Genomic DNA, 26,514 nt, shown 5'->3' with positions numbered 1-26,514 from the left:
GATTGAGATGCATGAGTTACCGCCTGAATGGGGAGAAAAGAGGCCACCTATTCTGACTTTAAAAGCCTCCAGCAACTTGCAACTATAACTCCAGTCGGCTATGCACAGACATGAGTAAGAAACCAAGTCAATATCCGGTTGTGGACGTGTTCGCTGGCCCTGGGGGGTTGGGCGAAGGGTTTGCTTCATTCCTCGCTGATGAGAATCCCAGATTCCATAGTGTCGCTTCTATCGAGAGAGAAGAGTTTTCGCATCAGACGTTGTTGCTCAGACATTTTTTTCGCTGCTTCCCTCACGGAGAAGCACCAGATGAGTATTACAAATATCTTTCCAATGAAATCCGGATTGAAGACCTCTTCAACTGCTACAAGAACGAGTTCGACGAAGCGAAAAACAGCGCTCTTCGAATTTCGTTAGGTCCGGAAAATCACGATCAGGTGAAGCGGATAATTGGTAGCCGTATATCCGGAACAAACCAGTGGGCATTGGTTGGTGGTCCTCCCTGCCAGGCATACTCCCTGGTTGGAAGATCACGGATGATGGGAAATCCGGGATTTGAACGCGACGAGCGCCATTTTCTCTACCGGGAGTACCTGAAGATCATTGTAGATCACCAACCCCCTGTGTTTGTAATGGAGAACGTGAAGGGACTTCTTTCTGCCAAAATTAATGGAAAGCCGTTAATCAACCGAATTGTATCAGACCTCAGCCAACCGAAAGCTGCACTGGAGAAAGGTTCTAATGGCCTAGGCTACCGACTCTATTCGCTATCGGAAGAAGAAGCACCTGAAGGTGATATTGATCCGCGTCTCTTCCTAGTGCGAGCAGAAAACTATGGCGTGCCTCAAGCGCGTCATCGCATGTTTATAGTGGGTATCAGAAGCGATCTAGATATAAAACCACGAACACTTCGATCCCAGAGATCGCCTACTGTGGCTCAAACTATAGGCAACCTCCCGGAAATTCGAAGTGGAATATCTCGTGGTCGAGACAGTGCCGAAAAGTGGCAAAAGGAGATCGCCGCGCTATCGAAACTGAACCTAAAGAAACAACTGAATGGCAATCCTTTCTCCGGAGAGATTATTTCAGCGATCAATTCACTGTCGAATGAAAACAGCCACCCTGTAGAGCGAGTCTCATTAAGGTATCCAGGCCGTCCAAGGGCAAGGCACGAGAGCCTAAACAGCACCTATGATCGCCGACTGACAGTGCTCACCGGTCACGAGGCAAGGGCGCATATGCCTTCAGATTTGCGAAGGTATATGTTTGCTTCAGTGTATGCTTCGACAGTCGGGAAAAGCCCTAAACTAGTCGATTTCCCCAGGTCATTGCTCCCCGCTCACAAAAATGTGGAACAGGGACGATCTGGAACTATGTTCTCAGATCGGTTTCGGGTTCAGCTCCCCGACCAGGTATCGACTACGATTACCTCCCACATCTCAAAAGACGGGCATTACTTCATTCACTACGATCCTTCACAGTGTCGAAGCCTGACAGTGCGAGAGGCAGCGCGCTTGCAGACGTTTCCGGATAATTACAAATTCGAAGGTCCAAGGACATCGCAGTATCACCAGGTAGGGAATGCGGTCCCACCTTATCTCGCGAGACAAATAGCGGAGATCATCGCTGAAGTACTGGATTCCATGAAAGGGAAACCATGATGGCGGATAGAATCTCAAAAGAACGGCGAAGCTGGAACATGTCCCGGATAAAGGGAAAAGATACCAAGCCGGAAAAACAGCTCCGCTCACTACTACACCTCGCAGGGTTTCGTTTTCGCCTTCACCGACCTGGATTACCGGGACGCCCGGACATCGTGTTGCCGAAATATCATTCTGTAGTATTTGTTCATGGCTGCTATTGGCATCGACACAAAGGATGCCCTAACACGACCACGCCGAAGTCACGCACCGAGTTTTGGGACAAGAAATTCAAAGAAACAGTCAAGAGAGATGAGAAGAAAGCAAAAGAGCTGAAACAGTCGGGATGGAATGTCATTACGGTCTGGGAATGCGAACTTGATAAAAACCCTCAAAGAGTTTTAGAAAAAGTCACCAAACGATTGAAGGAGGGACATGATGGCTCGTGAGCATCGACTTCCTCCAAGTGCCGCTGCCCTATTGGCATCAATGCGTGACATTGGATACTCCCTTGAAACTGCAATCGCTGATCTGATCGACAACAGTATTTCTGCGAATGCCACAAAGGTAGAGATTTTCTGCGTACCGTCTGATTCAGAACCAACGCTCGCAATCGTGGATAACGGCGACGGGATGACACAGGACGAAGTCGTCGCCGCCATGCGCCACGGCGCGACCAATCCTAAAGAGACCAGAGACCCTGATGATCTCGGACGGTTCGGGCTGGGATTAAAAACCGCATCATTCTCACAGTGCAGAAAACTGACGGTTGTAAGCGCACAGAAAGGCAAACTATCCGGCGCCGAATGGGACATGAACCTCGTCGACAGAGAAGACGACTGGTTGATTACAATCCCTGATCCACATGAAATCGAGGAATTACCTTTTATAGAATGCCTGGGTGACAATGGAACCATAGTGATCTGGCGCTCTCTTGATCGTCTGTTTGAAGAGGAAACAGGAAAGAAGAGAGAAGAAATCGTGAATGAAAAGCTCGATATTGTTGAAAAGCATCTCGCGCTCGTTTTTCATCGTTTTCTTTCAGGAGAAGTTAAGCGACGAAAGAAGATAACCATAACCCTCAACAATCATGTAATCGAGCCGTTTGACCCTTTCTGCCGTAAAAACTCGGCCACGCAAATGCTACCGGAAGAAATTATCCGCATCTCAGGGACCACGGTGCGGATGCAGCCATACATTCTTCCACATCACAGCAAATTGACGGCGACAGAATACGATTACTATCAGACCAGAAGTGACTTTATTTCCAACCAGGGCGCATACATCTACCGGAATGGTCGCCTCATGGCATGGGGCGACTGGTTCAGGCTGATTTCCAAGGGAGAGGCCACAAAACTTGCCCGCGTTCAAATCGACTTTCCAAGCAGTCTTGATGAATCATGGACGATCGACATTAAGAAATCCCGTGCCAGACCTCCTCACGCCGTTCGTGAAAGACTGCGTCAGGTGATTGCGCGCATCACTGGAAGGAGCACCTCGGTGCATCGTGGTCGCGGGAAAAAACTGTTTGAAGAAATCGAAGCGCCTGTTTGGGAGCGCTATGCAGACCAGGGGCGTATCCGATACGCCCTCAACGGCGAACACCCACTAATCGAAGCGCTTGGTGCGGACCTGGATAAAGACGAACGCCGCAAGCTTGAACTGTTGCTTAGGGCGATATCGTCCTCTTTGCCAGTGGAAATGATCTATTCGGATTTTTCTACACATCCCAGAGACATCAAGCAGGTTGACACCGACAAAGAGGCGGTGATTGACAGCCTTCAAGAATTGAAAAATTGTCTGTTCAGCAACTCAACCGGAGATGCACAGAGTTTCCGTCAGATAATGCGCTCGACACGTCTATTTGAAAATGATCTTGATATTGCAGAAGACTTCATCCGTGAGGCATTTAAATGAGCATTAACCGTGTGGAACACGAAAAGAACTTCACGAGCGCACTGATTACTGCTCTATCACTGCTACCGGAAGCTCCAACGAGAACCGAAGTAGAGGAAAAGGCCGCAAGCCTCGCTAGTGTCTTTGGCTATACCGGTAGTCTCGAAACAATCGTTGAAGACGCTATGATTGCCATTGATACCCGAATGGGGGCCGGCGTATCTCTCATCGATGTAGAAGCTGAACACGATGAAGAATGGGTGTTCAAGCGCGGCGACATAGAATGGACGTATTCTGACGCATACGAAAAGTATCTCAAGGGGGAGCGGTGGCATCCCAATGTTGTTCAGTCGTTGAGTGACGTAGGAACACGTATTCTTGGGCACCTCCAGGACCCCACGAGCGAAGGGTCCTGGGATCGGCGCGGCTTGGTAATAGGCCACGTCCAGTCAGGAAAGACCGCCAATTACATGGGCGTCATCGCCAAAGCCGCTGATGCAGGATACAGGTTCATTATTGTTATCGCTGGCATTCACAACAACCTTAGAAAGCAGACTCAAGAGCGAATAGACGAGGGTTTTGTAGGAAGATCAAGCGATCCCGAAAACAGAGTGCCTATTGGGGTCGGTCTTGATGCCCACTATCCGCACCCTGCGACACTTACCAATATCAATGATGATTTCAACAAAAGGACGGCCAGCCAGAGCGGCTGGAAGCTGAACGATTTCAGTAAACCCATCATCATCGTCATCAAGAAGAATGTTTGGACTCTTGATGCTCTTTTTAAGTGGCTAAAGGAAATGAACGCTCAAGGCGATGGGCATATCTCCGATGTGCCCATGCTGATGATCGATGATGAGGCAGATAACGCCTCCATCAACACGAACAAACCCGAATTGGACCCGACACGGACCAACTCCATGATCCGTCGCATATTGGGACTTTTCGCTAAATCCTGTTACGTCGGCTATACGGCCACGCCGTTTGCCAACATCTTCATCAATCCGGAGGCGTATGATGAAGACGTTCTTGACGAGCTGTTTCCGCGTGATTTCATTTATTGTCTGGATGCTCCAAACACCTACTTTGGCCCCGAAACTGTCTTTCTGAATGAGGTCAGCAGCTCAAGGGTCGTTGAACCAATAACGGATTGCGAAGACTACCTTCCTTTTTCTCATAAAAAAGACCATGAGGTATTTGAACTACCACCGAGCTTATATCATGCGATCAACCAGTTTGTCGTAGCCCGAGCTATCCGGAATTTACGGGGCCACGAAAATAAGCACTGCTCCATGATGGTAAATGTTTCCCGCTTCGTGGCGGTTCAGAAATCGGTTCGGGACTATATAAGCATCTACGAAAAGAAACTACGAGAAGCCGTAAAAGCGAATTACGCCATGCCTGATAAAGTGGCGGATCGTAATTCATACATGCAAGCTCTGAAGAGCGTATTTTTAAATGACTTCGCGGGCAGTGGAGTTGAATGGCATGAAGTCAAGGCAGCGCTCTTTGGGGTTTTCGACAATCTCAGGCTGTACGTAATCAACAGCAAATCTGACGAAGCCTTAGACTACAAAAAGTATGAAAAGGACGGTATAGGTCTGAGCGCAATTGCAGTCGGCGGCCTTAGTCTCTCACGTGGCCTTACTATAGAAGGCTTATGCATCAGCTACATGTATCGGAACACCCGGATGTATGACACTTTGATGCAAATGGGCAGATGGTTTGGATATCGTCCAGGCTTTGATGATCTGTGCAGGGTCTATTTGTCGCCTGATTCAATTGACTGGTATGCACATATTGCCGAGGCATCCGAAGAGCTACGGCAACAAATCAAGCGAATGAGACGGGATCGCTTGAGCCCAAAACAGTTCGGCTTGTATGTCAAAGCACACCCCGACAGGTTGCTGATTACTGCTGCAAACAAGATGCGTAGCGGTGAGAAAATTACCGTCAGTCAGAACTTCAGCGGGAAGCTTCGCGAAAGCTACCTTTTAACGTCTGATGAGACCATCAACCGCGAGAACGAAGAACTTATAGCAGAGTATTGGAAGGACGGGTTCGGCGGAAAAGACATCGTGGACTCTGGTAAAGGTTGGTTCATCGAGGACGTTTCTATTTCCGTCATTGAGGACTTTCTTACCCGATTTCAAACGCACAGCGAATACGCCGGACAGAAATCTGCTTCTGCGGACTACCTCCATCAGTTAGCTGAAGAACATCCTGTTGGAGACGTTCTTCTGGTCTCTATCAAGGAAAATGGCGAAGACGAAGCGAATTGCCGACTGGGCTTCCAGGAACGTAAAAGCCGTGAGGTAAAAGGTGGTTGGTTGACCGGCGGCTATCGTGTAGCGAGCCGCGGAGACGAGAAGCTTGGGCTTTCTGAAACTCAGAGAGATAAAGCAACCACAATTGCGATTAATAGTGGCGCGGACGCCCCCTCGGATGTCCATTATCGAGAAGTCCGAAAAAAGCCGTTATTGATGCTTCACATACTGAAAGTCTTCAGCAAAAAGAAAACACAAGAGCGTGTTCCAGCGATTGGCGTAAGTTTCCCAGGCGGTCACTACAGCAAGACTGTATCGGTTGTAGCCAATGCCGTCTGGATCGATCTGATGCTCGGGGCTCCGATAGATAATCCAGATGACGAGGACGATTATGACGAATAGGTTGGCTCCATGGGATGACATCAAAACGCCCAGTTCAGATTACAACGTCCGTCTGATTGCAAGCAGCAAAGCGGTTCCTTTGTTTTGGGGGAAGGATACTGAAGGTCATTGTCTGTTTATTGTTGAACTGGAAGGCGACCACGGCGAACAGTTTCAGAAATCCAGAGTGAGCATTCGGGGGATCGGAGTAGACCTTAGGATGCTGACGGGATCGGGCAAACAAGGACTTGTGCTGAGGCTGGAGCAACAGGTCGACCGTGACCTGTTCTTTGGGCTTTGTGAAACACTGTCTGCCAGCCTTCAGGAATCCCCTGACTCGGCGACAGCGGTATCTATAACCCTTGCCCACCTTAAACGCTGGAAGACATTCCTCGCAGGAAAAAAAGCCCGCCTACTGTCGCCTGAAGAAATTCGTGGCTTATTTGCTGAGCTACAGTTTCTTCGTGGCTTGTATCAGGAAAAGCTGTCAGAGGAAGAGGCTTTGAACGCCTGGTGCGGTCCGGAAGGCGGTCATCAGGATTTTATGTTTGGGAATACTGCTGTTGAAATCAAGGCTCTGTCCGGAAAGGAACGAAGCACTGTCAAGATTTCATCAGAAGACCAGTTGCAGGCCGTTTGTGACAATCTGTTTCTTAAAATCTACAGACTGAGCGATATGCCGGAGGCCGACCAGGCGGCCTCCCTAAACGAAATCGTTCAACAAGTGGAGCATGAACTAACCGACCCGAGCGCTATAGATTTGCTCTACGACAAGCTGATCGCTTATGGCTATGTGGAGATGCGTGATTATGATAAGCCGAAACTGGTTGTAACCGGCCAGCAGGTTTACAGCGTGGAAGAAGAATTCCCGAAACTTATCAGATCGCAACTTCCGCCGGGCCTGGCGCGCGTAAGTTACGAAATAGAACTGGAAACAATCGCCAAATTTGAGCGTGACGAAACGGAAGTATGGAAGGAGGAGTAATTGGAACTCACGGCAGAAGAATTTTTTCATGATTTCAGACAGGAACTGATGGCTGGAGCGGAAGCGAATAGCGCTTTTCAGCTCGCCGAGTTCATGGAAGCAATTGCGAACGAACTGATCGAGACAGGCTTTATCGAGGGTTACGAATTTTGTCACTACCGCGCCCAACGAGGAATGCGCGTAGATGGACACTGGTTTTCAGATGAAGACACTCTGGACCTCTTTGTGGCTGACTTTGAAAGCAGAGGCGAATTGGCTTCTCTTACTCAGACAGATACATCTTCAATCTTTAAGCGGATCACCAATTTTTTCGAAGCCAGCCGCAACAAGGAACTATACCGGGAGCTGGAAGAAACATCCCCGGAGTATGGCCTCGCACGACAGATTTCTGACCGTCGAAACCAGATTCGCCGCGTAAACTTTTATCTCGTATCCGAGCGCATTCTTAGTGAAAGGCTTCAGACAGTAGAGGATAACGAGGTTGGCGGGATACCCGCCACCTATCACATCTGGGATATTTCAAGGCTTCAACGTCAAAGAAGTTCCCGTGGTCACAAAGAGGCTTTGGACCTTGATCTTGTGGAAGTGTTCGGAGAAGGAATTCCCTGCCTCCGCGCTCACCTTCGTTCAGACGCCTACCCTTCCTACCTGGTTGTGATGCCAGGGCAGATACTATCTGAACTATACGGTAAGTATGGGGCGAGGCTACTGGAGCAAAATGTCCGGTCATTCCTTCAGGCTCGCGGAAAAGTGAACAAAGGTATTCGAGCGACAATTCTCAACGAGCCCGACATGTTTTTCGCATACAACAATGGTATTACCGCGACGGCTCAAGAGATAGAAGTTCAGACAACAGCATCGGGCCTGGAAATTTCCCGCATCAAAGACCTCCAGATTGTAAATGGCGGTCAGACCACAGCCTCACTCTTTCACACGGCCCGTCGAGACAAAGCCTCGCTAGACGGAGTTTTTGTCCAAATGAAGCTGTCTGTAGTAGATAGTGCCGATAGTGAAACTGTAGTCCCTCGAATTTCTGAATATGCCAACACGCAGAACAGGGTGAATGCTGCGGACTTCTTCTCGAACCACCCATTCCATATCAGAATAGAGGAATTCTCTCGACGCATCTGGGCTCCCGCTCAACAGGGCGCGCAACGTGAGACAAAATGGTTTTATGAGAGAGCACGGGGCCAGTACGCGGATGCTCAATCCAAGCTTACGCAGGGAGAGACGCGAAGGTTCAAGGCAGAATATCCCAAACCCCAGATGTTCACGAAGACGGACCTGGCAAAATTTGAGAATGTCTGGGACGAACACCCGAGGTGGGTAAACCTTGGAGCACAAAAGAACTTTGCGCGATACGCCGCCCGAATTGGTAAAGAGTGGGGAAAATCTACGGAAGCATTTAATGAGTTCTATTATCGTAGAGCAATCGCACGTGCGATTGTCTTTCGCAGGACAGAGAAAATGGTATCTGACCAGCCCTGGTATAACGGTGGTTACAGGGCCAATATCGTAGCGTATGCAATCGCAGCTATAGGCGAATGTTCTAAAAGAAAAAATATGTCTGTAGACTGCGGCAGAATCTGGAATGATCAAGCGCTTCCCAAGTCTCTTATGGAAGCTCTTACGATAGCGGCAAAGTTTGTCAATGACGACATTTCGGCGCCGCCAGATGGAATATCCAACATATCAGAATGGTGTAAAAAGGAAGGTTGCTGGCAAAGGATTTTGGCAAAAATTCCTCAACTAGAAAAGCAACTACCTGAGAAATTCTGGAAGGAACTCGTCTCTGTTGAACAGGAGATGCAGGAACAGAAATCCGCCAAGAAAACTCAAAAAATTGACGATGGGATTGAAGCCCAGAAAAAGGTTTTTGAGATCGCGTCCGAGACCTGGAATCAGATACTGGTAGAAGGTGAGCGCAAGCAAGTCTTTTCCCCAAAAGAGATCAGCATACTCAATATTGCAAAGAAAATTCCGTCAAAAATACCTACAGAAAAGCAAAGTAGCGTGCTTCTTGAAATCCTGGAAAAAGCCAAGCTCGAAGGAATTTACGACCACAATGAGTAATGTGATTATACGTGGACAATCCAATACAAAATTTTCTGAAAGCGGCCGAGAAGGAAGAGGATGAATTCAGATCATTCTTTGCCAAGGACGAAGCAGGCATTGTCCTTCGTTCAATCATAAATGAATTTGACTGGTTCCATTATAACTTCACGAAGCAGGAAACTCGGACAACTGAACAGGCTGAACAATACTATATTCTGCGATTGGGGATGACCCGAGCAATATACCTGGCATTTAATTCGAGGTCTTCATACAAATTCCCAGTCGTCATGTTCGAGAGGAATAAAGAGCTTTCTCTCACCGCTTTGGAGATCGCGGCCGGGCTGGGTATGATTGAACATGGGCGGCGGATCGCGCACAGCACAAAGACCGGACAATGCGAAATATCGCAAGTGGACGATGCAAATTTTGAATTTACACTCCCTTCATTCCTCCCCAATGAAAGCCATCATGAAGAAGCGATGTCGGAGTATTACAGGAGTGAAACACGAAAAATATTTGCCAAAGAACAAGAAAAAATACTGACTGACAAAATTAGCAAGTCTATCGAAACGTTGTTAGATGAGCTCGTATACGTCTTTCGTGAAAAGTACATAGGCTACGCAGCCGACCCGCTATTAGACGATTACTTCTTTGGGCTGGCGTACCATGAAATACACCTTCAAGATGGCTTCGACACCTTCCACTATTCGACAAAATTCGGTGGCATCGAGTATCAGAAGTACATTTTATCTACGGTATTTTTTTCTTCTTGGTCCATGAAACATCTAAATTTCTGCGAGGCTCTGGTAAAAAAGGCCCCTCAGATCAGAATGGAGAATATTCTGACAATTTCTGCTGACCGATCCGAGCTAGTACAAAGCCTGGCTTACGGGCTGAACTCTTTCGGTTCTACTTTTGAGGGGTTTACACAGACAAGTATTGAAGAAGCCGACCGGATAATAGATGTTATTTCACTTTCGCGAGACAATATCGAGATGGCTGCTCGCCCGGTGGCACCAATCCCCTATCTTATTCAGCCATCCAAAACAGGCCTAATTAAACTTCTTGCCGGAGCTTCAAGTGAACCCATTCATTTTCTTTTGCATTCTCTTCGACACCACTTCCCAAAAGAATATGATAAGCACCAGCGCCAACGCGAAGGACCTTTCCGAAGAGCAGTCGAAAAAACACTCAAGGGCGCTTTCGAAAATCTTGAATTCAGAAACAACATTAAGGTCAAACAGGGCGGTAAGACATTAACTGATATAGACCTGGTAGTAATTGATAAATCGATGGGAGCATTAATCCTTTGCCAGCTAAAATATCAGGACCTTTATGGCGGAGATATTCTAGCGGCAAGCAGCCGACATACGCGCCTGCGAGAGGAAACCGAACGATGGCTCGATACAATAGAGGATTGGCAGGATAAAATAGGAGAGCAGGAGCTGCGAGCAACTCTCCGCCTTCCGAAAAATTTTTCAATAAAATCAGTCTATCAATTGGTTCTATCGAAACATTACGCATATCCACTCAAAGACATCGTAAAAGGTGAAAGTGCCGCCTATGCGAATTGGCTTCAGTTTATGAATGCCGTTGAGCTAATGAAGATTACCCAAGGTACTATCCGCACAACTCCAGGATTGGTCAAATTGCTTCAAAAGCAAAATTTGGAAGCAAAGACAATAGAACATATGTCAGAACCAGATACCCTTTATTCCATAGGCGAATTTAAGTTTTCTGTTCGACAAACTGAACCTTCTTGACGAAGGCACGGCTGCCGGGTTCTCGGCCAGCCTTGAGTGGTAGGTGCAACACATGTGCTATCGGTGCCGGCTGTTTTGTCGTGTAGGCGTGTGATCCCATCCAGTGTGCCACGCCTTCGTTTTCGAAGTTCATCAAACCGGTATGAGGGAATTTTCGGGAATGAATAAACGGAGTTCTGAAGTATGGCAAGTTTTGAGTATTACGCTTTTGTATGGGTGAGTACGTGACGCATAAATGGATCTTCCCCGCACGCTTTCGTGCAGGAGCCTATGGCTGGAAATCTTCGCGCCTGGCGTGTCAGCGGCTTCGCGAAGCCGTTTCCGAGATCAAGAAGGTTGCGAAAAAGGAATCTGTCCTTGGTGCTGAGGGCGCCGTCCGCCTGATGGAAAAGCTCTGGCCCGCGCTGGAACATGTCGACAGTTCCAGCGGCGCCTTGGGTTCCGCGGTGAACAAAACACTTGATGAACTGATTCCGCTGATCATCCAAGCCCCGGCCGATGCCAAAACTCGTAACAAATGGCTCGAACACCTGTGGCAGGCCATGGAAGATGATGGCGTCGACTATCTGGGGCCGGTGGGTGATCGCTGGGGCGAGTTATGCGGTTCGGTGGAAACGGCCAATCAGTGGGCGGAGGAACTGATGCCGACACTGCGATCGTGTTGGACCGACCCGAACCCCGGAAACTATTTTCACGGCACAACGGCCTGTCTGTCCTGTCTACTGGTGGCGGGGCGTTACCAGGAGCTGCTTGATCTGTTGGCGCTGGACCGCAAACCTTTCTGGCATTACCGTCGCTACGGTGTCGAGGCCTTACTGGCGATGGGCAGGAAGTCAGAAGCCCTGAAATACGCCGAGGCCTCCAGAGGGCTCAACCAACCGGATTCGATGATTGACCAGGCCTGCGAAGAGATCCTGATTTCCTCGGGTCTCCACGACGAGGCTTATCGGCGCTATGGGTTAAGGGCGGCCCAGGGCAACTCGTATCTCGCAAGGTTTCGTTCCGTGGCAAAACGCTATCCAATGATCGCGCCGGCAGACATTCTCTCGGATTTGATCAAGACCACGCCGGGGGACGAGGGTAAGTGGTTTGCGACGGCCAAGGATTTGAAACTCTACGAACTCGCCCTTCAGCTTGCCGAACAAAGCCCATGCGAGCCGAAGACGCTGACCCGGGCAGCGAGAGATTTTCTTGAGACGGAGCCTGAGTTTGCTCTCGGTGCGGCAATGGCGGCGCTTTTCTGGTTGAACGAGGGGTGGGGTTACGAGGTGACGGGCATCGATGTGATCGATGCCTATGAGCTTGCTCTGGCTGCGGCCGAGAGAGTCCACATAGCTGATGTGTTAGATCAGGTTCGCGCGCTGCTCGACCAGAAGAAGGGCACCGGGAACGCGTTCGTCAGGCAGTCCCTGGCGCGCAGATTATGATGATGCAGAAAGGCGTAGAAAGGGTAACAGAACGACGGTGTGTGAGTCGGAAACAGGCGCTGAATTTCCGATTCTGCGTTCCACTCACGTTCCACTGGCGTTCCACAGAAGGGACAATTTGAGACGATGAGAGACAAGCGGTCGAGATGCTATAAACAAAAAAACCATTTAAGAATCAGCATCTTAAATGGTCTCTCGTGGTCTTTCGACGTTTTTCAAAATGGTGCCCAGGAGAGGACTTGAACCTCCACGACCTTTCGATCACTAGCACCTGAAGCTAGCGTGTCTACCAATTTCACCACCTGGGCACAGGCGTTTTTCAGACAGGGACGCAACTGTACCCAGACCATTGAGTGCTGTCAATATGTTGCCGCAGCTGTGTATACTGGCTGCTGAATTCACAAACTGGCGGTAAATAGCAGTTTTTTATGAAAAAATCCCGAAAAAGTAATGATCCCTTCGCGGCGCGAGAAGCGCAGAATTATGACGAACCCATACCCAGTCGTGAGTTCATTCTCAGCGTTCTGGCCGAGGTGGGAGTGCCCGTCGACCATCCCGGCCTCTGTGAGAAACTGGGGCTGAAAACGGATACCCAGGTCGAGGCATTGCGTCGACGCCTTCGCGCCATGACTCGCGACGGCCAGCTGATCAGCAATCGCCGGGGCTTTTACGGGTTACCGGATCGGATGGAGCTGATCAAGGGGCGGGTTCAGGGTAACCGGGACGGAGCGGGCTACTTTATACCCACTGATGGTTCAGGCGACCTTTATCTGAACTTCTCCGAAATGCAGAAAGTTTTTGACGGTGACACGGTACTGGCCAGATTTGTCGGCGTTGGGAGCCGGGGTCGCCGCGAAGGCATGATCGTGGAGGTCCTGCAACGGCAGTTCGCACAGATTGTCGGCCGCTATTATTCTGATCAGGGGATCGGTGTGCTGGTGCCAGCAAACCGACGCATTGCCCAGGAAATCCTCGTCCCGGAAAAAGAGAACCGGGGTGCGCGGGACGGGCAGTTTGTGGTGGGCGAAATCACCACCTACCCGTCGCCCCGACAAAAGCCGGTGGCCAGGGTGGTGGAAATCCTGGGCGACACCGCGACGCCAGGGCTGGAAATCGATATCGCGGTCCGCAGCTATAACCTGCCTCATCAGTGGCCTGCCGAGGCCAGTAAACAGGCTGGCGACATTGATGGATCCATCCAGGATCGTGATCTGCAGGGCCGACAGGATCTGCGCCATCTGCCGTTCGTAACCATCGACGGCGAGGATGCCAAGGATTTCGACGACGCTATTTTTGCCCAGGCGGAGGGGAAAGGCTGGCGCCTGTTCGTTGCCATCGCGGATGTGTCTCATTATGTCGGAGTTGGTTCCGCGCTGGATGCAGAAGCCATCAACCGTGGTAACTCAGTTTACTTTCCCGGCCATGTCATACCTATGCTGCCGGAGACTCTATCCAACGGTATCTGTTCTCTGAAGCCGGAAGAAGATCGCCTGGTCATGGTGTGTGAGATGACAGTCGGTGCCCGCGGTGAAGTGGAGGATTACCGCTTTTTCGAGGGTGTGATTCATTCCCATGCACGGCTGACCTATACCGAGGTGGCTGATCTTCTGGAGCCGGAGGATGCCGAACTTGGCAGACGGCTTCAGCAGCGCCTGGAAAAGCGCCACGAATCTCTGGTTGGCCACCTGCAGACCCTGTACCAACTTTATCAGCGACTGCGGGAGGCGCGGGAACGCGGCGGCGCGCTGGATTTCGACACCACGGAAACCCGCATCGTGTTCGGGGAAGACCGGCGCATCAAGGAGATCGTGCCGGTGGTCAGGACCTGCGCCCACCGGATGGTCGAGGAATGCATGCTGTGCGCCAACGTGGCAACCGCCAGGCTGCTCCAGGACTCGGGACTTCCGGTTCTGTACCGGGTACATGCCGGGCCCAGTGCGGAAAAGCTGGAAAGCCTGCGTGAATACCTGGCGGAGATGGGGCTGCATCTGGGAGGCGGAGATGCCCCCCGGTCAGTGGATTATCAGAAACTGCTGCAGAGTCTGGCTGAGCGGCCCGATGCCCATCTGCTGCACACCATGGTCATACGTTCCATGATGCAGGCAGTCTATCAGGCCGAGAACATCGGTCACTTCGGGCTGGGGTTTGCGGTCTATACACACTTCACCTCGCCGATCCGGCGCTACCCGGATCTGCTGGTGCATCGGGCAATACGTTTCCTTTTACGTGGCAAAAAGAAGAGCCGGCACCTGTTCCGGGCAGGCGCTGTGCCAAGCCTGACCAGAGCAGAAATCTATCCGTACAATACCAGTGACATGGTGCAGCTGGGTGAGAACTGCTCGGTCTCTGAACGCCGTGCCGATTCTGCCAGCTACGAGGTGGTCGACTGGCTTAAGTGTGAGTACATGCAAAGCCGGGTGGGTGATGAGTTTGATGGCACGGTTGCCAGTGTGACCGGATTCGGTCTGTTCGTGGAACTGGACGGTATTTATATCGAAGGGCTGGTGCACATCACCGCACTGGACAACGACTACTACCATTTTGATGCCATCAGTCACGTGCTCACCGGTGAACGGACCGGCAGGCGTTACCACATGGGGGACAGTGTCCGGGTGCAGGTGGCGGCAGTCAGCCTGGACGAGCGCAAGATCGACCTCATTATGGTGGGGGCGGGCGCTGGCGGCGGAAAAGCGCCAGGAAGAACAGCCAGGGGTGGAGGCAGGAAAGCCGCCGGCTCAGACGCGGAAAAACGCTCGGGGAAATCACGCCGATCGGGCGACAAAAGTGGCAGACGCGACGGTAGCGACAAAGCCAGCAAGGGCAACAAAAGCAACAAGGGCAGGAAAGGTAGCAATGGCAGCCAGGGCAGCAAAGGCAAAAGCCAGGCCAAGGCCACACCTGGCAGTTCAGCCGCACCGAAAGGTCAGGCCGATAAGAGCAAGTCGCGGACCAAACCAGGAGCGGGAAAACCCGCTGCCCCGGCCAGCCCCTCCAGCAACGCGGCCGGTAAAGCTGGAAAGAAAACCGCCGTCAATAAAGGCGCTGCCGGGCGATCTTCCAAACGCTCTTCCGGCAGGAAGTAGTGGTGCGGCTGAATGGCGAATGAGGGTAAATTAAAAGACAGCTGGGTTGCCGGCATTCACTCGGTCAGGGAACTGCTGCGCCAGCATCCCGATGCGGTGCTGCAACTGCATGTGCTCAGCGGCCGCCAGGATGCCAGAATCGAAGAGCTGACGCAGCTTGCTGCCGGGGCGGGTATCCGGGTAGAGCCACTCTCCCGGCGGGCGCTGGACGACCTGGTCGGTGGGCGCCACCAGGGGGTGGCGGCACGAATTTCCCTGCCTGATACCAGTAAGACCGAGGCGGATCTGCGCAGTTTGCTGGATGCGCTGGATCATGACCCATTGCTGCTGGTGCTCGATGAAGTGTCCGACCCCCACAACCTGGGGGCCTGCCTGCGCAGTGCCGAGGCCGCCGGTGTGGACGCGGTTATAGTCCCCAAAGACCGCTCCGCGCCCCTGAACCTCACGGTCAGAAAAGTGGCCAGTGGAGCTGCCGAGACAGTCCCACTGGTAGTGGTTACCAATCTGAGCCGTACTCTGCAGGATCTGCAGCAGCGTGGAATCTGGCTTTGTGGCGCCGCTGGCGAGGCCGATAAGACCTTGTATCAACAGGATCTTACCGGTCCGTTGGCGTTATTGATGGGGTCGGAGGGCAGGGGGCTGCGCCGCCTGACGCGAGAGACCTGCGACTACCTGGTGGCTATTCCCATGGCGGGGGCGGTGAGCAGTCTCAACGTGTCGGTCGCCACCGGGGTGTGCCTTTTTGAAGCGGTCCGCCAGCGGCGCAAGCTGTCAGACTGACCCGGCGGCTTCGCCGGTCTCCATACCGGTAAGCCAAAAACGTTGCATATTGGTAGCAGTTTCTCTAGAATTCCCGCTCTTTTAATCCGGGAACAGGGAAACCTGAACCCGAAAAACCTATCAACTCCTTGTCTTACCGCGCATTTTTTGGTGCTCGACGGAAGACTTTGAACCGGAAGGAGAGTCAATGAGACACTACGAAGTAGTTTTTCTCGTGCACCCTGATCAAAGTGACCAGGTCTCGGGAATGATCGAGAAATACTCCCAGCTTGTCGGCGAAAGCGGCGGCAAAATGCATCGCCTGGAAGATTGGGGTCGGCGTCAGCTTGCCTACCCGATCAACAAGATCCACAAGGCACATTACGTGCTCATGAATATCGAGTGTGATCAGACAACCCTGGACGAGATAACCACATTGTTCCGCTATAACGATGCGGTAATTCGTAATCTGGTCATCAAGACTAAAGAGGCTGTTACTGAAGAGTCGCTGATTCTCAAGCAGGAACGGGAATCCAAGGAGCGTCGGGCACGGGCCGAGCAACGCCGTAAGATGGAAGAGCAGGCCGCCGCCGCTGCAGAGCAGGCCTCTGCAGACAAGGCTGAGGCTGAGGAAGCTTCCGACGACGAGTCAGATGAATCTGACGACAGCGAACCGGCAGTTGCTGATAGTGGCGACGACGAGAAAGACTCTTAATCGATTAGTGAGTGACTGATTATGGCGCGTTATTTCAGACGACGAAAATTTTGTAAATTTACCGCGGAAGGGACTAAAGAGATCGATTACAAGGATCTCGAGACCCTGAAAGCCTATGTGTCCGAAACCGGCAAGATTGTTCCCAGCCGCATTACCGGTACCAAGGCAAGGTATCAGCGACAGCTGGCCACGGCGGTAAAGAGAGCACGTTACCTGGCACTGATCCCTTATACGGACAGCCATCAGGTTTAATTGAACAGACAGCCGATGCGCAGCCTTGCCGAATTTGTAATGAAAGGACGCAGGCAGGCCATCCTGGCGGTGGTGCTGACGGGCGCTATCCCTCCTGTGTACTTTATCAGCCCGGTGATAGTGGGGCTGGTGGTTTTGCGGAAAGGATTACAGGAAGCTTTCCTGATCCTGATCTGGGCTTTGCTGGCGCTGGGGCTGTGGACTGTTTACCCCAGTATAGCGATGGAGCAGCCGGTCAACCTGCTGCCCTTTCTGCTGGTGTTGGCCGTGACCGGCCTGGCAGTGGCTCTGCGCGTATCGCAGTCCTGGCAAGTAACGTTACTGGTATCGGTCGCAGTGGGGCTGGGGTTCGAGATTTATCTGCGGATCCAGCCGGCGGCGGTAGACACATTGTTAGGTCAGCTTGCGCCGCTGTTCGAACAGAACAATCTTGAGCCTTTGGTTCGCGGCGAACTTATTGCGCTGATCGCGACGATACAGACGGCAATGGCCGTGTTGCTGCTGATCTGGGCCCGCTGGTTGCAGGCAATGTTGTATAACCCGGGTGGTTTCCGGGAAGAGTTTCACGGGCTGCGGATAGAGGCCAGAGCGGCTCTGCCTCTGGCGCTGTTATTGCTGCTGTCGGGGCTTGGGGTCGGCGTGCCGGAACCCTGGTACGGGTATTTTGCCCTGCCATTCCTGTTTGCCGGTACCGCGCTGGTTCACGGAACCATCGCACTCAGACAGCTGTCGCCGTTATGGCTGGTGGCGTTTTATGTGGTGATTCCGGTGATAGCGCAATTGCTGGTGTTATTGGCACTGTTTGACAGCTGGTACGATTTTAGAAAACAAATGCGCAAGACTTCCTAGCGTTTGCGCGGCAAGGAATTGATAGTAAGAGGTTTCTACCATGAACGTAATATTGCTGGAAAAGCTCGGTAAACTTGGGAATATCGGCGACGTGGCCGATGTGAAAGCCGGTTATGCCAGGAATTACCTGTTTCCATCCGGAATCGCCATTCCTGCGACCAAGAGTAACCTGGTCGAATTCGAACATCGCAGGGCCGGGCTGATGGCCGCCCATAACGAAAAAGTGGCTGCCGCTCAGAAGCGCGCTGCCAAGATCGAGGGCCTGAAGCTCAGCATCGAAGTGAATGCTTCCGACGAAGGCAAGCTGTTCGGTTCGGTTGGGACCAAGGAAATTGCCGAAGTGATTGTTGCCGCGGGCGGCGACACCGACAAGAGTGAAGTGCAGTTGCCGCACGGCGTCATTCGCGAAACCGGCAACTATGAGATTGCCATTGATCTGGGTTTCGACACCGTCGCTACAGTATCGCTGGCAGTAGTCAGCGAATCCGGTGCAGTGGCACCATTGGTTGAGCCGGAGACCGGCGACGAGATTGGGCTTGATGCAGACCTCAGTGCCGAGGAGGCAGAGGGCGAGCAGGCCTAGGGTTGATACGGCAATGACCATGGCCTGAGAAAGGGATGCAAGGCCAGGGTGATTGCGTTACATTAAAGCACCGGACTGGAAGAACCAGACGGTGCTTTTTTTTTAGTCCTGATCCAGTTTCCTGGAACAACAGTCTATGTCGGAACCCTTTGATATATCCCCTCGAGCCGATTCCGGTCCCTCGAAACTGGCCAAGCTCAAAGTCCCGCCCAGCTCCGTGGAAGCCGAGCAGGCGGTGATCGGTGGACTGATGCTGGATAACAGTGAGTGGGACAATGTGGCCGATCTCATTATCGCCGAGGATTTCTATCGCCCGGAACACCAGATCATCTTTCGCACCATGGTGCAGCAGAGTGAGAACAACCAGCCTGTTGACGTGGTGACGCTCGGCGAAGCCCTCGACCGGCTTCGGGAGTTGGACAATGCCGGCGGCATCGACTACCTGGGGGAACTCGCGAGCAACGCGCGGGGCACCGCCAATATCAGGGCGTATGCGCAAATCATCCGGGAGCGGGCGATACTTCGCAAGCTGATCCGGGTCGCCAACCAGGTGGTGGACAGCGGCTTTAATCCGGGTGAAAGATCGGCAGCGGATGTCCTGGACGAGGCGGAGAAAAAGATATTTGAGATCGGCGATGACAGGCCCCGGGATGGCAGCCCCCAGCCCATCAACCCGATACTTCACCATGTCGTAGAACGAATCGACGAACTGTCGGGGATGGATGGCGGCCTGACCGGGCTGACAACCGGTTACACCGACCTGGACAGAATGACCAACGGCTGGCAGAAATCCGACCTCATCATTGTCGCCGGCCGACCCTCCATGGGAAAGACCGCGTTTGCCATGAATCTGGTGGAAAATGCCCTGATGAACGCCAATCGGCCAGTGCTGGTCTTCAGCCTGGAGATGCCGGCGGACAGTCTGGTGGTCAGGATGCTCTCATCAATCGGTAAGGTGGATCAGAACCTGTTACGTACCGGTCAACTGGAAGAGGATGACTGGCCCAAATTTACCGCTGCAGTGGCGCAATTGAAAGACAAGCCACTGTTGATCGACGACAGCCCTGGTCTCAGCCCCATGGAAATGCGTTCCAGGGCGCGCCGGGTCAAGCGCGAGTACGGCGACCTGGGCATGATGGTGGTGGACTATCTGCAGCTGATGCAGGTCAAGGGCAGTTCGGAGAACCGCACCGGCGAGATATCCGAAATTTCCCGCTCGCTGAAGTTGCTGGCACGGGAATTCGAATGCCCGGTTATCGCCCTGTCTCAGCTCAACCGTTCCCTGGAACAGCGGCCCAACAAACGCCCGGTGATGTCCGACCTGCGGGAATCAGGCGCCATCGAGCAGGACGCCGATGTCATCACCTTCATCTACCGGGATGAGGTCTATAACGAGGACAGTGCCGACAAGGGAACGGCGGAGATCATCATCGGTAAACAGCGAAACGGCCCGATCGGTACCGTCAGATTGTCTTTTATCGGGCAGCACACTCGCTTCGAAAATTTCATTCAGCCTCGTTACGATGACAGCTACACGCACGACACCTACTGACCACGCAATGCAATCACCACTGACGCCCTGTCCTCAACCGCAAACCCGCTGCAGTGAACCCGGGCAGGATGACTTCCATGAGTAGCGCCCGTCCACTGAGGACCTGGGTCGATATTGACCTGCAGGCCTTGCGAGCCAATCTGCAACAGGTTCGAGAGCACAATCAGTCAGCCGGAATCACGGCGGTTATTAAGTCTAACGCCTACGGTCACGGGATGGAGGAGGTTGCCCGTGTATTGACGAACCCCGGTTCGCCGCTACAACGATTTGCGGTTGCCACCCTGGACGAGGCGGTGGCGCTGAATGCCCTGGGCCTGGGCAGGCCGATTCTGCTGTTGCAGGGCTTCACCGACGAAGATCAGCTGCGCTATCTCATCGAGGCCGGAATTGAGTTCGTAGTGCATGCGGACTATCAGCTCGCAATATTGAAACGAACGGTAAGAAATCTGTCGGCACATCGCCCGCTGACGGTCTGGCTGAAACTGGATACCGGCATGCACCGCCTGGGCTTGGAGGCGGGTGAATTCAGGCTGGCTTTTACCGCCCTGCAGTCAATACCCCAGGTCGGCCAGGTGGTGCTGATGTCGCACCTTGCCAGTGCTGACGCACCCGATGACGAGGTGTCGATGGCCCATACCCACCGGCAGCTGGATTGTTTTCGCAGCGTCTGCGATGGACTGGATGGTGGCGATACACTTAAGGTGAGCCGAAGCCTGGCAGCATCGGCCGGGATTCTGGCCTGGCCGGATACCCATTTCGATCATCTGCGCCCGGGAATCATGCTGTACGGTGGCTCCCCGTTCGGGCACCGAAACGGACCCAGGCTGGGGCTGCGTCCGGTTATGACTTTGCGCTCGCGGTTGATTGCGGTCAAGCAGGTACCAGCGGGGGGTTCCGTGGGCTATGGTGCTACCTACCGCTGTGACGTGCCTACCCGCATGGGCGTGGCGTCTATCGGTTATGGAGACGGATATCCCCGCTCAGCAGGCAATGGTACACCCGTATTAGTGGCGACGCCGGAAGGATTTCGCCGTACCCGATTGATCGGTCGGGTGTCTATGGACATGATCACCATTGATCTGAATGGTTTCGATAATACTGAAGTCGGCGATGAGGTGGTGTTGTGGGGGGAAGGACTGTCCGCTGATGAGGTGGCGGAATTTGCCGGAACCATTTCCTATGAACTATTCTGCCAGGTAACTCGCAGGGTTCCCTACTTCTATTCCGGATCCGGTTCCGAATAAACAGCAGTACAGCGACGGTACCTGAATGGCAAAATCAAAGCTGGCCTATGTTTGCACCGAGTGCGGTGCCGAACACTCCCAGTGGCAGGGCCAGTGTGCAGCCTGCAAGGACTGGAACACCCTGTCTCAGATCAATCTGGGCAGCCAGGGTTCGCCTGCTGCCAAGGCGGATTTCCGCAAGGGTTACAGCGGCCAGACGTCACCGGTTCAGAAGCTGGCCGAGATCGATCTGAGTGCTGTGCCGCGCATAGCCTCGGGCCTGGAGGAACTGGACAGGGTGCTGGGTGGCGGGCTGGTGCCGGGCTCGGTGGTGCTGATTGGAGGCAACCCCGGCGCCGGAAAAAGCACGCTGCTGCTGCAGGTGATGTGCGGCCTGTCCCAGTCCATGGACGCTCTGTATGTGACCGGCGAAGAGTCTCTGCAACAGGTGGGCATGCGGGCGAAACGGCTGGGCTTACCCGATGACAATATGAAAATGCTGGCGGAAACCAACGTGGAGCGTATCTGCCAGGCCGCGCAGGAGCATCAGCCCCGGCTGTTGGTGGTGGATTCCATTCAGGTCATGCACAGCACCGAGGTTCCCTCTGCGGCGGGCAGTGTCTCCCAGGTAAGAGAATGCGCTGCGTTCCTGATCCAGTACGCCAAGCAGACCAACACGGTGTTGTTTCTGGTTGGCCACGTAACCAAGGAAGGCAGCCTGGCCGGCCCCAAGGTTCTGGAACACATGATCGACTGTTTTCTGATGCTGGAAGGAGACAACGATAATCGCTACCGGATTCTGCGAGGCCTGAAGAACCGGTTCGGCGCCGTGAATGAACTGGGGGTGTTCGGCATGACCGGTACCGGTCTGAAGGAGGTCCGTAACCCGTCGGCTATATTCCTGGCCCGTTCCGAGGAAGAAGTGCCAGGCTCGCTGGTGGTGGTGCTGTGGGAGGGAACCCGTCCCCTGCTGGTGGAAATTCAGGCCCTGGTAGACGGCAGTCAGCTGGCCAATCCCCGGCGCGTGACTGTAGGGATGGATCAGAGTCGCATGGCCATGCTGCTGGCGGTGCTGCATCGTCACGGTGGACTCTACATGGCCGACCAGGACGTGTTCGTCAACGTGGTCGGCGGTGTCAAGGTAACCGAAACCAGTGCCGACCTGGCCGTGATTCTGGCACTGGTGTCCAGCTTTCGCGATCAGCCCCTGCCGCGGGAACTGGTCGTGTTCGGTGAAGTGGGCCTGGCCGGAGAAATACGGCCGGTGCCTGGAGGTCAGGAGCGCCTGCGGGAAGCGGCCAAGCACGGCTTTAAACGGGCCATCGTGCCAAAGGCCAATCTGCCGAAGGAATCGATCCCGGGCATGGAGATTATTGGCGTCAACAAGGTCGTCGAAGCGCTGGAAGCGCTTTAGCTTAAGCTCCGAAGAATACCCGGGACAGCACTCACGCTGGAAACCAGCACAAGAAACCCACACGCAGGCGAAGCACTGATGCTGGAAATTCTAACGGCCTGGTGGCCGCCGGTCGTTGTGTCGTGCAATCAAAGACCCCCAGTCTTTCATTCATTCAACAGGCGGTGAATGAGCAGGGCTGCCCGTTTGGTGGTCTGTACAAACGAATCCAGGTCGGCCTGTTCCCTTGGCGAGTGACCGCCGCTGCCAATCAGGCCCAGAGAGTCCAGGGTCGGCAGTCCTGCGGCCTGGGTCAGCGAGCCATCCGTTCCCCCGCCGGAGTCGGCGATGCCAATCTGTTCCCCCAGCAGTGCGCCGATTGAAATAGCCCGGTATAACAACTGGTCAGATTCCGGCGTCGGGATCTTGGGTGGACGATGCAGGTTGATCCAGGCCTCGGTGCGCACATCCTGAGAATCAGCAGGGACGCTGTACATTGCGGCAGCAATGGTATCGAGCTGCTGTCTGGCGATCTCACCCTGCTCCGGGGTCGGGAAGCGCAGATCCACAGAGGCTTCCGCGCAGGGTGAGACGGTGTTGCGGGCTTCGCCACCGCCAACCAGGCCGACGTTGACGGTAAGGCCGCTTTCGTAGTCTGTCATGTTCTCCATTTCGATGATCTTGTAGGCCAGTTCACGGATTGCCGAGCGGCCATCCTGATGTGCAGCCCCGGCGTGCGCGGCGCGACCATGCACAACGATGCGAGCCTGGCCCAGCCCCTTGCGCTGGCGAATCTGATTATTGCCAACCGAACCTTCAAATACCAGGCCATAGTCATGCTGCCCGGCCTGCTGCTCCAGATAAGGTCGGGAGGACAGCGAGCCCACCTCTTCGTCGGAGTTCAGCAACACAGTGACAGTCTTGTCGTTCAGCAGGTCGAACTCCTCCAGGGCTTTCAGGGCATACAGCATGACTACCAGCCCGCCCTTCATGTCGAAGACACCTGGGCCACGGATAATGTCGTTTTCCAGGCTGAACTCCTGAAACGGGCTTTCCGGGGGGAATACAGTATCCATGTGTCCCATTAACAGCAGACGGGTTCCCGTTCCGGCACGACTGGCGAGCAGATGATCGGCGACATCCATGCCGAGAGCGCTGCCAGGGCAATGGGGCATCTCAATGCTGCCGCCAGGCAGGGCGCGTGTGGCAAACCCCACGCCGCTAAGCTCCCGGGCGAAAATGCCGGCTACCTGATCCATGCCGGCCTTATTAAGACTGCCGGTATTGATGTTGGTGATGGTTTCCAGCAGCCCCACCATCTCGCTCTCCCGGCTGTCGATCCACTGGATGACCTGTTGCTCAGTGGCGGACAGGGGTGGTTCGTAGGCTTCGGCGGCCGCGGTCGTCCGGCACAACGCGGCCAGCAGGAGTGTTGCCAGGACCGGTAAAAGGCTGCGGGTGGGCGCTGAAAGTGACATGAATCGAGTTCCCCTGTTGCGGATTGGCGGAGAAGCAGAGATTACCGCAACGGGAGCGGGGCCGCTACCGGCCGGCCAGCGCACGCGCCAGGATGCAGCCAGATCCGGCGGATGGGGCAGGGTTATTGTAATCGGCTCTCACTCTGTTCATAATGCTGCGCCCATGAGCACTACAGAAGAGCATGTTCTGACTGTCGAATCCCTCAATAAGGTTTATAGCGGGGGGTTCCAGGCCCTTAAAGATATTAATCTGCGCATCCGCCGGGGTGAGATATTCGCCTTGCTGGGTCCCAACGGGGCCGGCAAAACAACGCTGATTTCCATTATCTGCGGCATTGTCACGCCGTCCTCGGGGCAGGTACGGGTGGCCGGGCATGACATCATCCGAAACTACCGCAGCACCCGCTCGATGATCGGCCTGGTTCCCCAGGAGCTGACTACCGATTCTTTCGAGACAGTCTGGAACACGGTGTCTTTCAGTCGCGGCCTGTTCGGCAAGTCCCCCAATCCCGCTCACATCGAGAAGGTATTGAAATCTCTCTCCCTCTGGGACAAGAAAGACAGCATGGTGATGACCCTGTCCGGCGGCATGAAACGTCGCCTGCTGATCGCCAAGGCGCTGTCTCACGAACCGAATGTGTTGTTCCTCGATGAACCTACCGCCGGAGTGGATGTGTCGTTGCGCAAGGACATGTGGGATATTGTTCATGAGCTGAAGGCCTCTGGCGTCACCATCATCCTTACCACGCACTATATTGAGGAGGCAGAGGAGATCGCCGATCGAGTCGGAGTGATCAACAACGGTGAACTGATACTGGTGGAAGAGAAGACTCAGCTGATGCAGAAACTCGGCAAAAAGCAGTTAACACTGCAGCTGACCGAGCCTTTGACCCAACTGCCTGCCAGCCTGGAAACCTTCAATCTGGAGCTGGTGGCCGACCAGCAACAGCTGGTGTACACCTTTGACAAGGGCTCGGATCGTACAGGAATAACCGCATTGCTGGATGCACTGAAGGCGGCCGGTATCCATTTCAGTGACCTGCAGACTACCCAGAGTTCGCTGGAGGACATTTTTGTGAATCTGATCAACGGGCCAGCAAAATCAGCAGCGAAAGAAAAGCCAGTAAAGGGGAGCTTCGCACAATGAACCTGCACGCGGTGAAGGCAATCTACCGTTTCGAGATGGCGCGCATGAAGCGCACCCTGCTGCAGAGTGTGGTCGCGCCGGTTTTGACAACCTCTCTGTACTTCATCGTCTTTGGTGCAGCCATCGGGTCCCGGATCCAGGAGGTGGACGGCGTCAGCTACGGGGCCTTTATTGTGCCGGGCCTGATCATGCTCAATCTGCTGACCCAGAGCATTTCCAATGCCTCATTCGGTATTTACTTCCCCAAGTTTGTCGGCACTATCTACGAGATGCTGTCGGCACCGGTTTCCATGCTGGAAGTGGTGTTAGGCTATGTAGGGGCTGCGGCGACCAAGTCCCTTATCCTTGGCCTGATTATTCTGGTTACCGCCAGCTTTTTTGTCGACCTGCAGATAGCCCACCCGTTTGTGATGCTGGCCTTCCTGCTGTTGACGACGTTGTCATTTTCCATGCTGGGCTTTGCAATCGGTATCTGGGCGGACAATTTTGAAAAATTGTCCCTGGTGCCGATGCTGCTGGTGACCCCGCTTATCTTCCTGGGGGGCAGCTTCTACTCCATCGACATGCTGCCACCGTTCTGGCAGACCGTGTCGCTCTTCAACCCGGTGCTCTACCTGGTTAGCGGATTCCGCTGGAGTTTCTACGAGATTGCGGATGTGAATATCGGTGTCAGCCTGGTCAGCATCTGCTTCTTCATGCTGGTGTGCTACAGCGCGATCTGGTGGATATTCAGGACTGGTTACAAGATACGCAGCTAGGCGGGTTTACAAACCTGCTTGCGTATCATTGCAGTTTCAAAGCGATGATTGGCAGATTGGTGGTGCTTATTGTGCCGGCACATAGTGGGGGGAGCCAACGCGGCGTGGCTTCGAGCGGCGCGGCCGGCAGGGGGTTCGGTGGGCTGCGTACCGCGCCCGTCCCGGGTCCCTTCACTCTGAAAAATGCCCTGGAGGGCGGTCATTTTTCGCCGTTCAGCGCTGGTCCTTGATTGCAGCCCACCGAACCCCCTGCCGACCACGCCTTGGCGCGAAGCGGGACTCAACATTCAGCGACTTCGACGGAAACG

At 53.7% G+C, this 26,514-nt stretch carries 20 protein-coding genes and 1 tRNA gene; 19 read left to right on the top strand and 2 right to left on the bottom strand.

All coding sequences use genetic code 11. The annotated features are described in order from the left end of the window. Window positions 1-110 precede the first annotated feature (110 nt). The 8 genes from R3F50_01760 to R3F50_01725 all read left to right on the top strand — a co-directional run bounded on the left by R3F50_01760 (window position 111) and on the right by R3F50_01725 (window position 12,414). Window positions 111-1,661, top strand: a complete 1,551-nt coding sequence (locus R3F50_01760) for a DNA cytosine methyltransferase (GenBank protein ID MEZ5489027.1) — start codon at window positions 111-113, stop codon at window positions 1,659-1,661. Further along, complete coding sequence (locus R3F50_01755) at window positions 1,661-2,089, top strand: very short patch repair endonuclease (GenBank protein MEZ5489026.1); 429 nt, start codon at window positions 1,661-1,663, stop codon at window positions 2,087-2,089. Before R3F50_01760 ends, R3F50_01755 begins: the two co-directional genes overlap by 1 nt. Next, on the top strand, window positions 2,079-3,557 hold the full coding sequence (locus R3F50_01750; GenBank protein MEZ5489025.1) for an ATP-binding protein: 1,479 nt from the start codon (window positions 2,079-2,081) through the stop codon (window positions 3,555-3,557). The genes R3F50_01755 and R3F50_01750 overlap by 11 nt, the downstream gene beginning before the upstream one ends. After that, on the top strand, window positions 3,554-6,205 hold the full coding sequence (locus R3F50_01745; protein ID MEZ5489024.1) for a Z1 domain-containing protein: 2,652 nt from the start codon (window positions 3,554-3,556) through the stop codon (window positions 6,203-6,205). The genes R3F50_01750 and R3F50_01745 overlap by 4 nt, the downstream gene beginning before the upstream one ends. Beyond that, on the top strand, window positions 6,195-7,169 hold the full coding sequence (locus R3F50_01740) for a PD-(D/E)XK motif protein (GenBank protein MEZ5489023.1): 975 nt from the start codon (window positions 6,195-6,197) through the stop codon (window positions 7,167-7,169). Before R3F50_01745 ends, R3F50_01740 begins: the two co-directional genes overlap by 11 nt. Continuing rightward, the gene (locus R3F50_01735) at window positions 7,170-9,242 is read left to right on the top strand and encodes an AIPR family protein (GenBank protein MEZ5489022.1); all 2,073 of its coding nucleotides are present in this window, start codon (window positions 7,170-7,172) and stop codon (window positions 9,240-9,242) included. It abuts the gene before it with no gap. Window positions 9,243-9,253: 11 nt separating this feature from the next. After that, window positions 9,254-10,987: a hypothetical protein gene (locus R3F50_01730; GenBank protein MEZ5489021.1), complete on the top strand. Its 1,734-nt coding sequence runs from the start codon at window positions 9,254-9,256 to the stop codon at window positions 10,985-10,987. A 224-nt stretch (window positions 10,988-11,211) separates the two neighbouring features. After that, window positions 11,212-12,414 carry a hypothetical protein gene (locus R3F50_01725; GenBank protein MEZ5489020.1) on the top strand — a complete coding sequence of 401 codons (1,203 nt, stop codon included), beginning with the start codon at window positions 11,212-11,214 and terminating at the stop codon, window positions 12,412-12,414. A 221-nt stretch (window positions 12,415-12,635) separates the two neighbouring features. Here the strand turns inward: R3F50_01725 and R3F50_01720 are convergent. Next, window positions 12,636-12,722, bottom strand: a tRNA-Leu gene (locus R3F50_01720). A gap of 120 nt (window positions 12,723-12,842) precedes the next feature. Here R3F50_01720 and rnr point away from each other — a divergent pair. The 9 genes from rnr (at window position 12,843) to radA (ending at window position 22,844) form a co-directional block, all read left to right on the top strand. Next, window positions 12,843-15,497 (top strand): ribonuclease R, encoded by a 2,655-nt coding sequence (gene rnr, locus R3F50_01715; protein MEZ5489019.1) that lies wholly within the window; start codon window positions 12,843-12,845, stop codon window positions 15,495-15,497. Between the two features lie 12 nt (window positions 15,498-15,509). Then, on the top strand, window positions 15,510-16,277 hold the full coding sequence (rlmB, locus tag R3F50_01710; GenBank protein ID MEZ5489018.1) for a 23S rRNA (guanosine(2251)-2'-O)-methyltransferase RlmB: 768 nt from the start codon (window positions 15,510-15,512) through the stop codon (window positions 16,275-16,277). Window positions 16,278-16,464: 187 nt separating this feature from the next. Then, window positions 16,465-16,971, top strand: a complete 507-nt coding sequence (gene rpsF, locus R3F50_01705; protein ID MEZ5489017.1) for a 30S ribosomal protein S6 — start codon at window positions 16,465-16,467, stop codon at window positions 16,969-16,971. A gap of 21 nt (window positions 16,972-16,992) precedes the next feature. Beyond that, window positions 16,993-17,223, top strand: a complete 231-nt coding sequence (rpsR, locus tag R3F50_01700) for a 30S ribosomal protein S18 (GenBank protein ID MEZ5489016.1) — start codon at window positions 16,993-16,995, stop codon at window positions 17,221-17,223. 39 nt (window positions 17,224-17,262) lie between these two features. Then, complete coding sequence (locus R3F50_01695) at window positions 17,263-18,072, top strand: hypothetical protein (protein ID MEZ5489015.1); 810 nt, start codon at window positions 17,263-17,265, stop codon at window positions 18,070-18,072. Window positions 18,073-18,112: 40 nt separating this feature from the next. Continuing rightward, window positions 18,113-18,655: a 50S ribosomal protein L9 gene (rplI, locus tag R3F50_01690; GenBank protein MEZ5489014.1), complete on the top strand. Its 543-nt coding sequence runs from the start codon at window positions 18,113-18,115 to the stop codon at window positions 18,653-18,655. A 136-nt stretch (window positions 18,656-18,791) separates the two neighbouring features. Further along, a complete protein-coding gene (dnaB, locus tag R3F50_01685) occupies window positions 18,792-20,207 on the top strand; it encodes a replicative DNA helicase (GenBank protein MEZ5489013.1) in 1,416 nt (471 codons plus the stop codon). Between the two features lie 77 nt (window positions 20,208-20,284). Continuing rightward, the gene (gene alr, locus R3F50_01680) at window positions 20,285-21,451 is read left to right on the top strand and encodes an alanine racemase (protein ID MEZ5489012.1); all 1,167 of its coding nucleotides are present in this window, start codon (window positions 20,285-20,287) and stop codon (window positions 21,449-21,451) included. A 25-nt stretch (window positions 21,452-21,476) separates the two neighbouring features. Then, entirely contained in the window at window positions 21,477-22,844 is a 1,368-nt protein-coding gene (radA, locus tag R3F50_01675) for a DNA repair protein RadA (protein ID MEZ5489011.1), read from the top strand. 146 nt (window positions 22,845-22,990) lie between these two features. Here radA and R3F50_01670 read toward each other — a convergent pair whose 3' ends face one another. Then, window positions 22,991-24,301, bottom strand: coding sequence for a M20 family metallopeptidase (locus R3F50_01670; protein MEZ5489010.1), 1,311 nt, complete (start codon window positions 24,299-24,301; stop codon window positions 22,991-22,993). Between the two features lie 163 nt (window positions 24,302-24,464). On the opposite strand from R3F50_01670, the gene R3F50_01665 reads away from it, so the two are divergent. Further along, a complete protein-coding gene (locus tag R3F50_01665) occupies window positions 24,465-25,448 on the top strand; it encodes an ABC transporter ATP-binding protein (GenBank protein ID MEZ5489009.1) in 984 nt (327 codons plus the stop codon). Continuing rightward, window positions 25,445-26,206 (top strand): ABC transporter permease, encoded by a 762-nt coding sequence (locus R3F50_01660; protein ID MEZ5489008.1) that lies wholly within the window; start codon window positions 25,445-25,447, stop codon window positions 26,204-26,206. Before R3F50_01665 ends, R3F50_01660 begins: the two co-directional genes overlap by 4 nt. Window positions 26,207-26,514: the final 308 nt, after the last annotated feature.

The sequence above is a fragment of the Gammaproteobacteria bacterium genome (genome assembly GCA_041395725.1).
Lineage (GTDB): Bacteria > Pseudomonadota > Gammaproteobacteria > Pseudomonadales > Pseudohongiellaceae > NORP240.
Note: the sequence above shows the minus strand (reverse complement) of the source record. Positions and strands in the feature narration are given on the sequence as shown.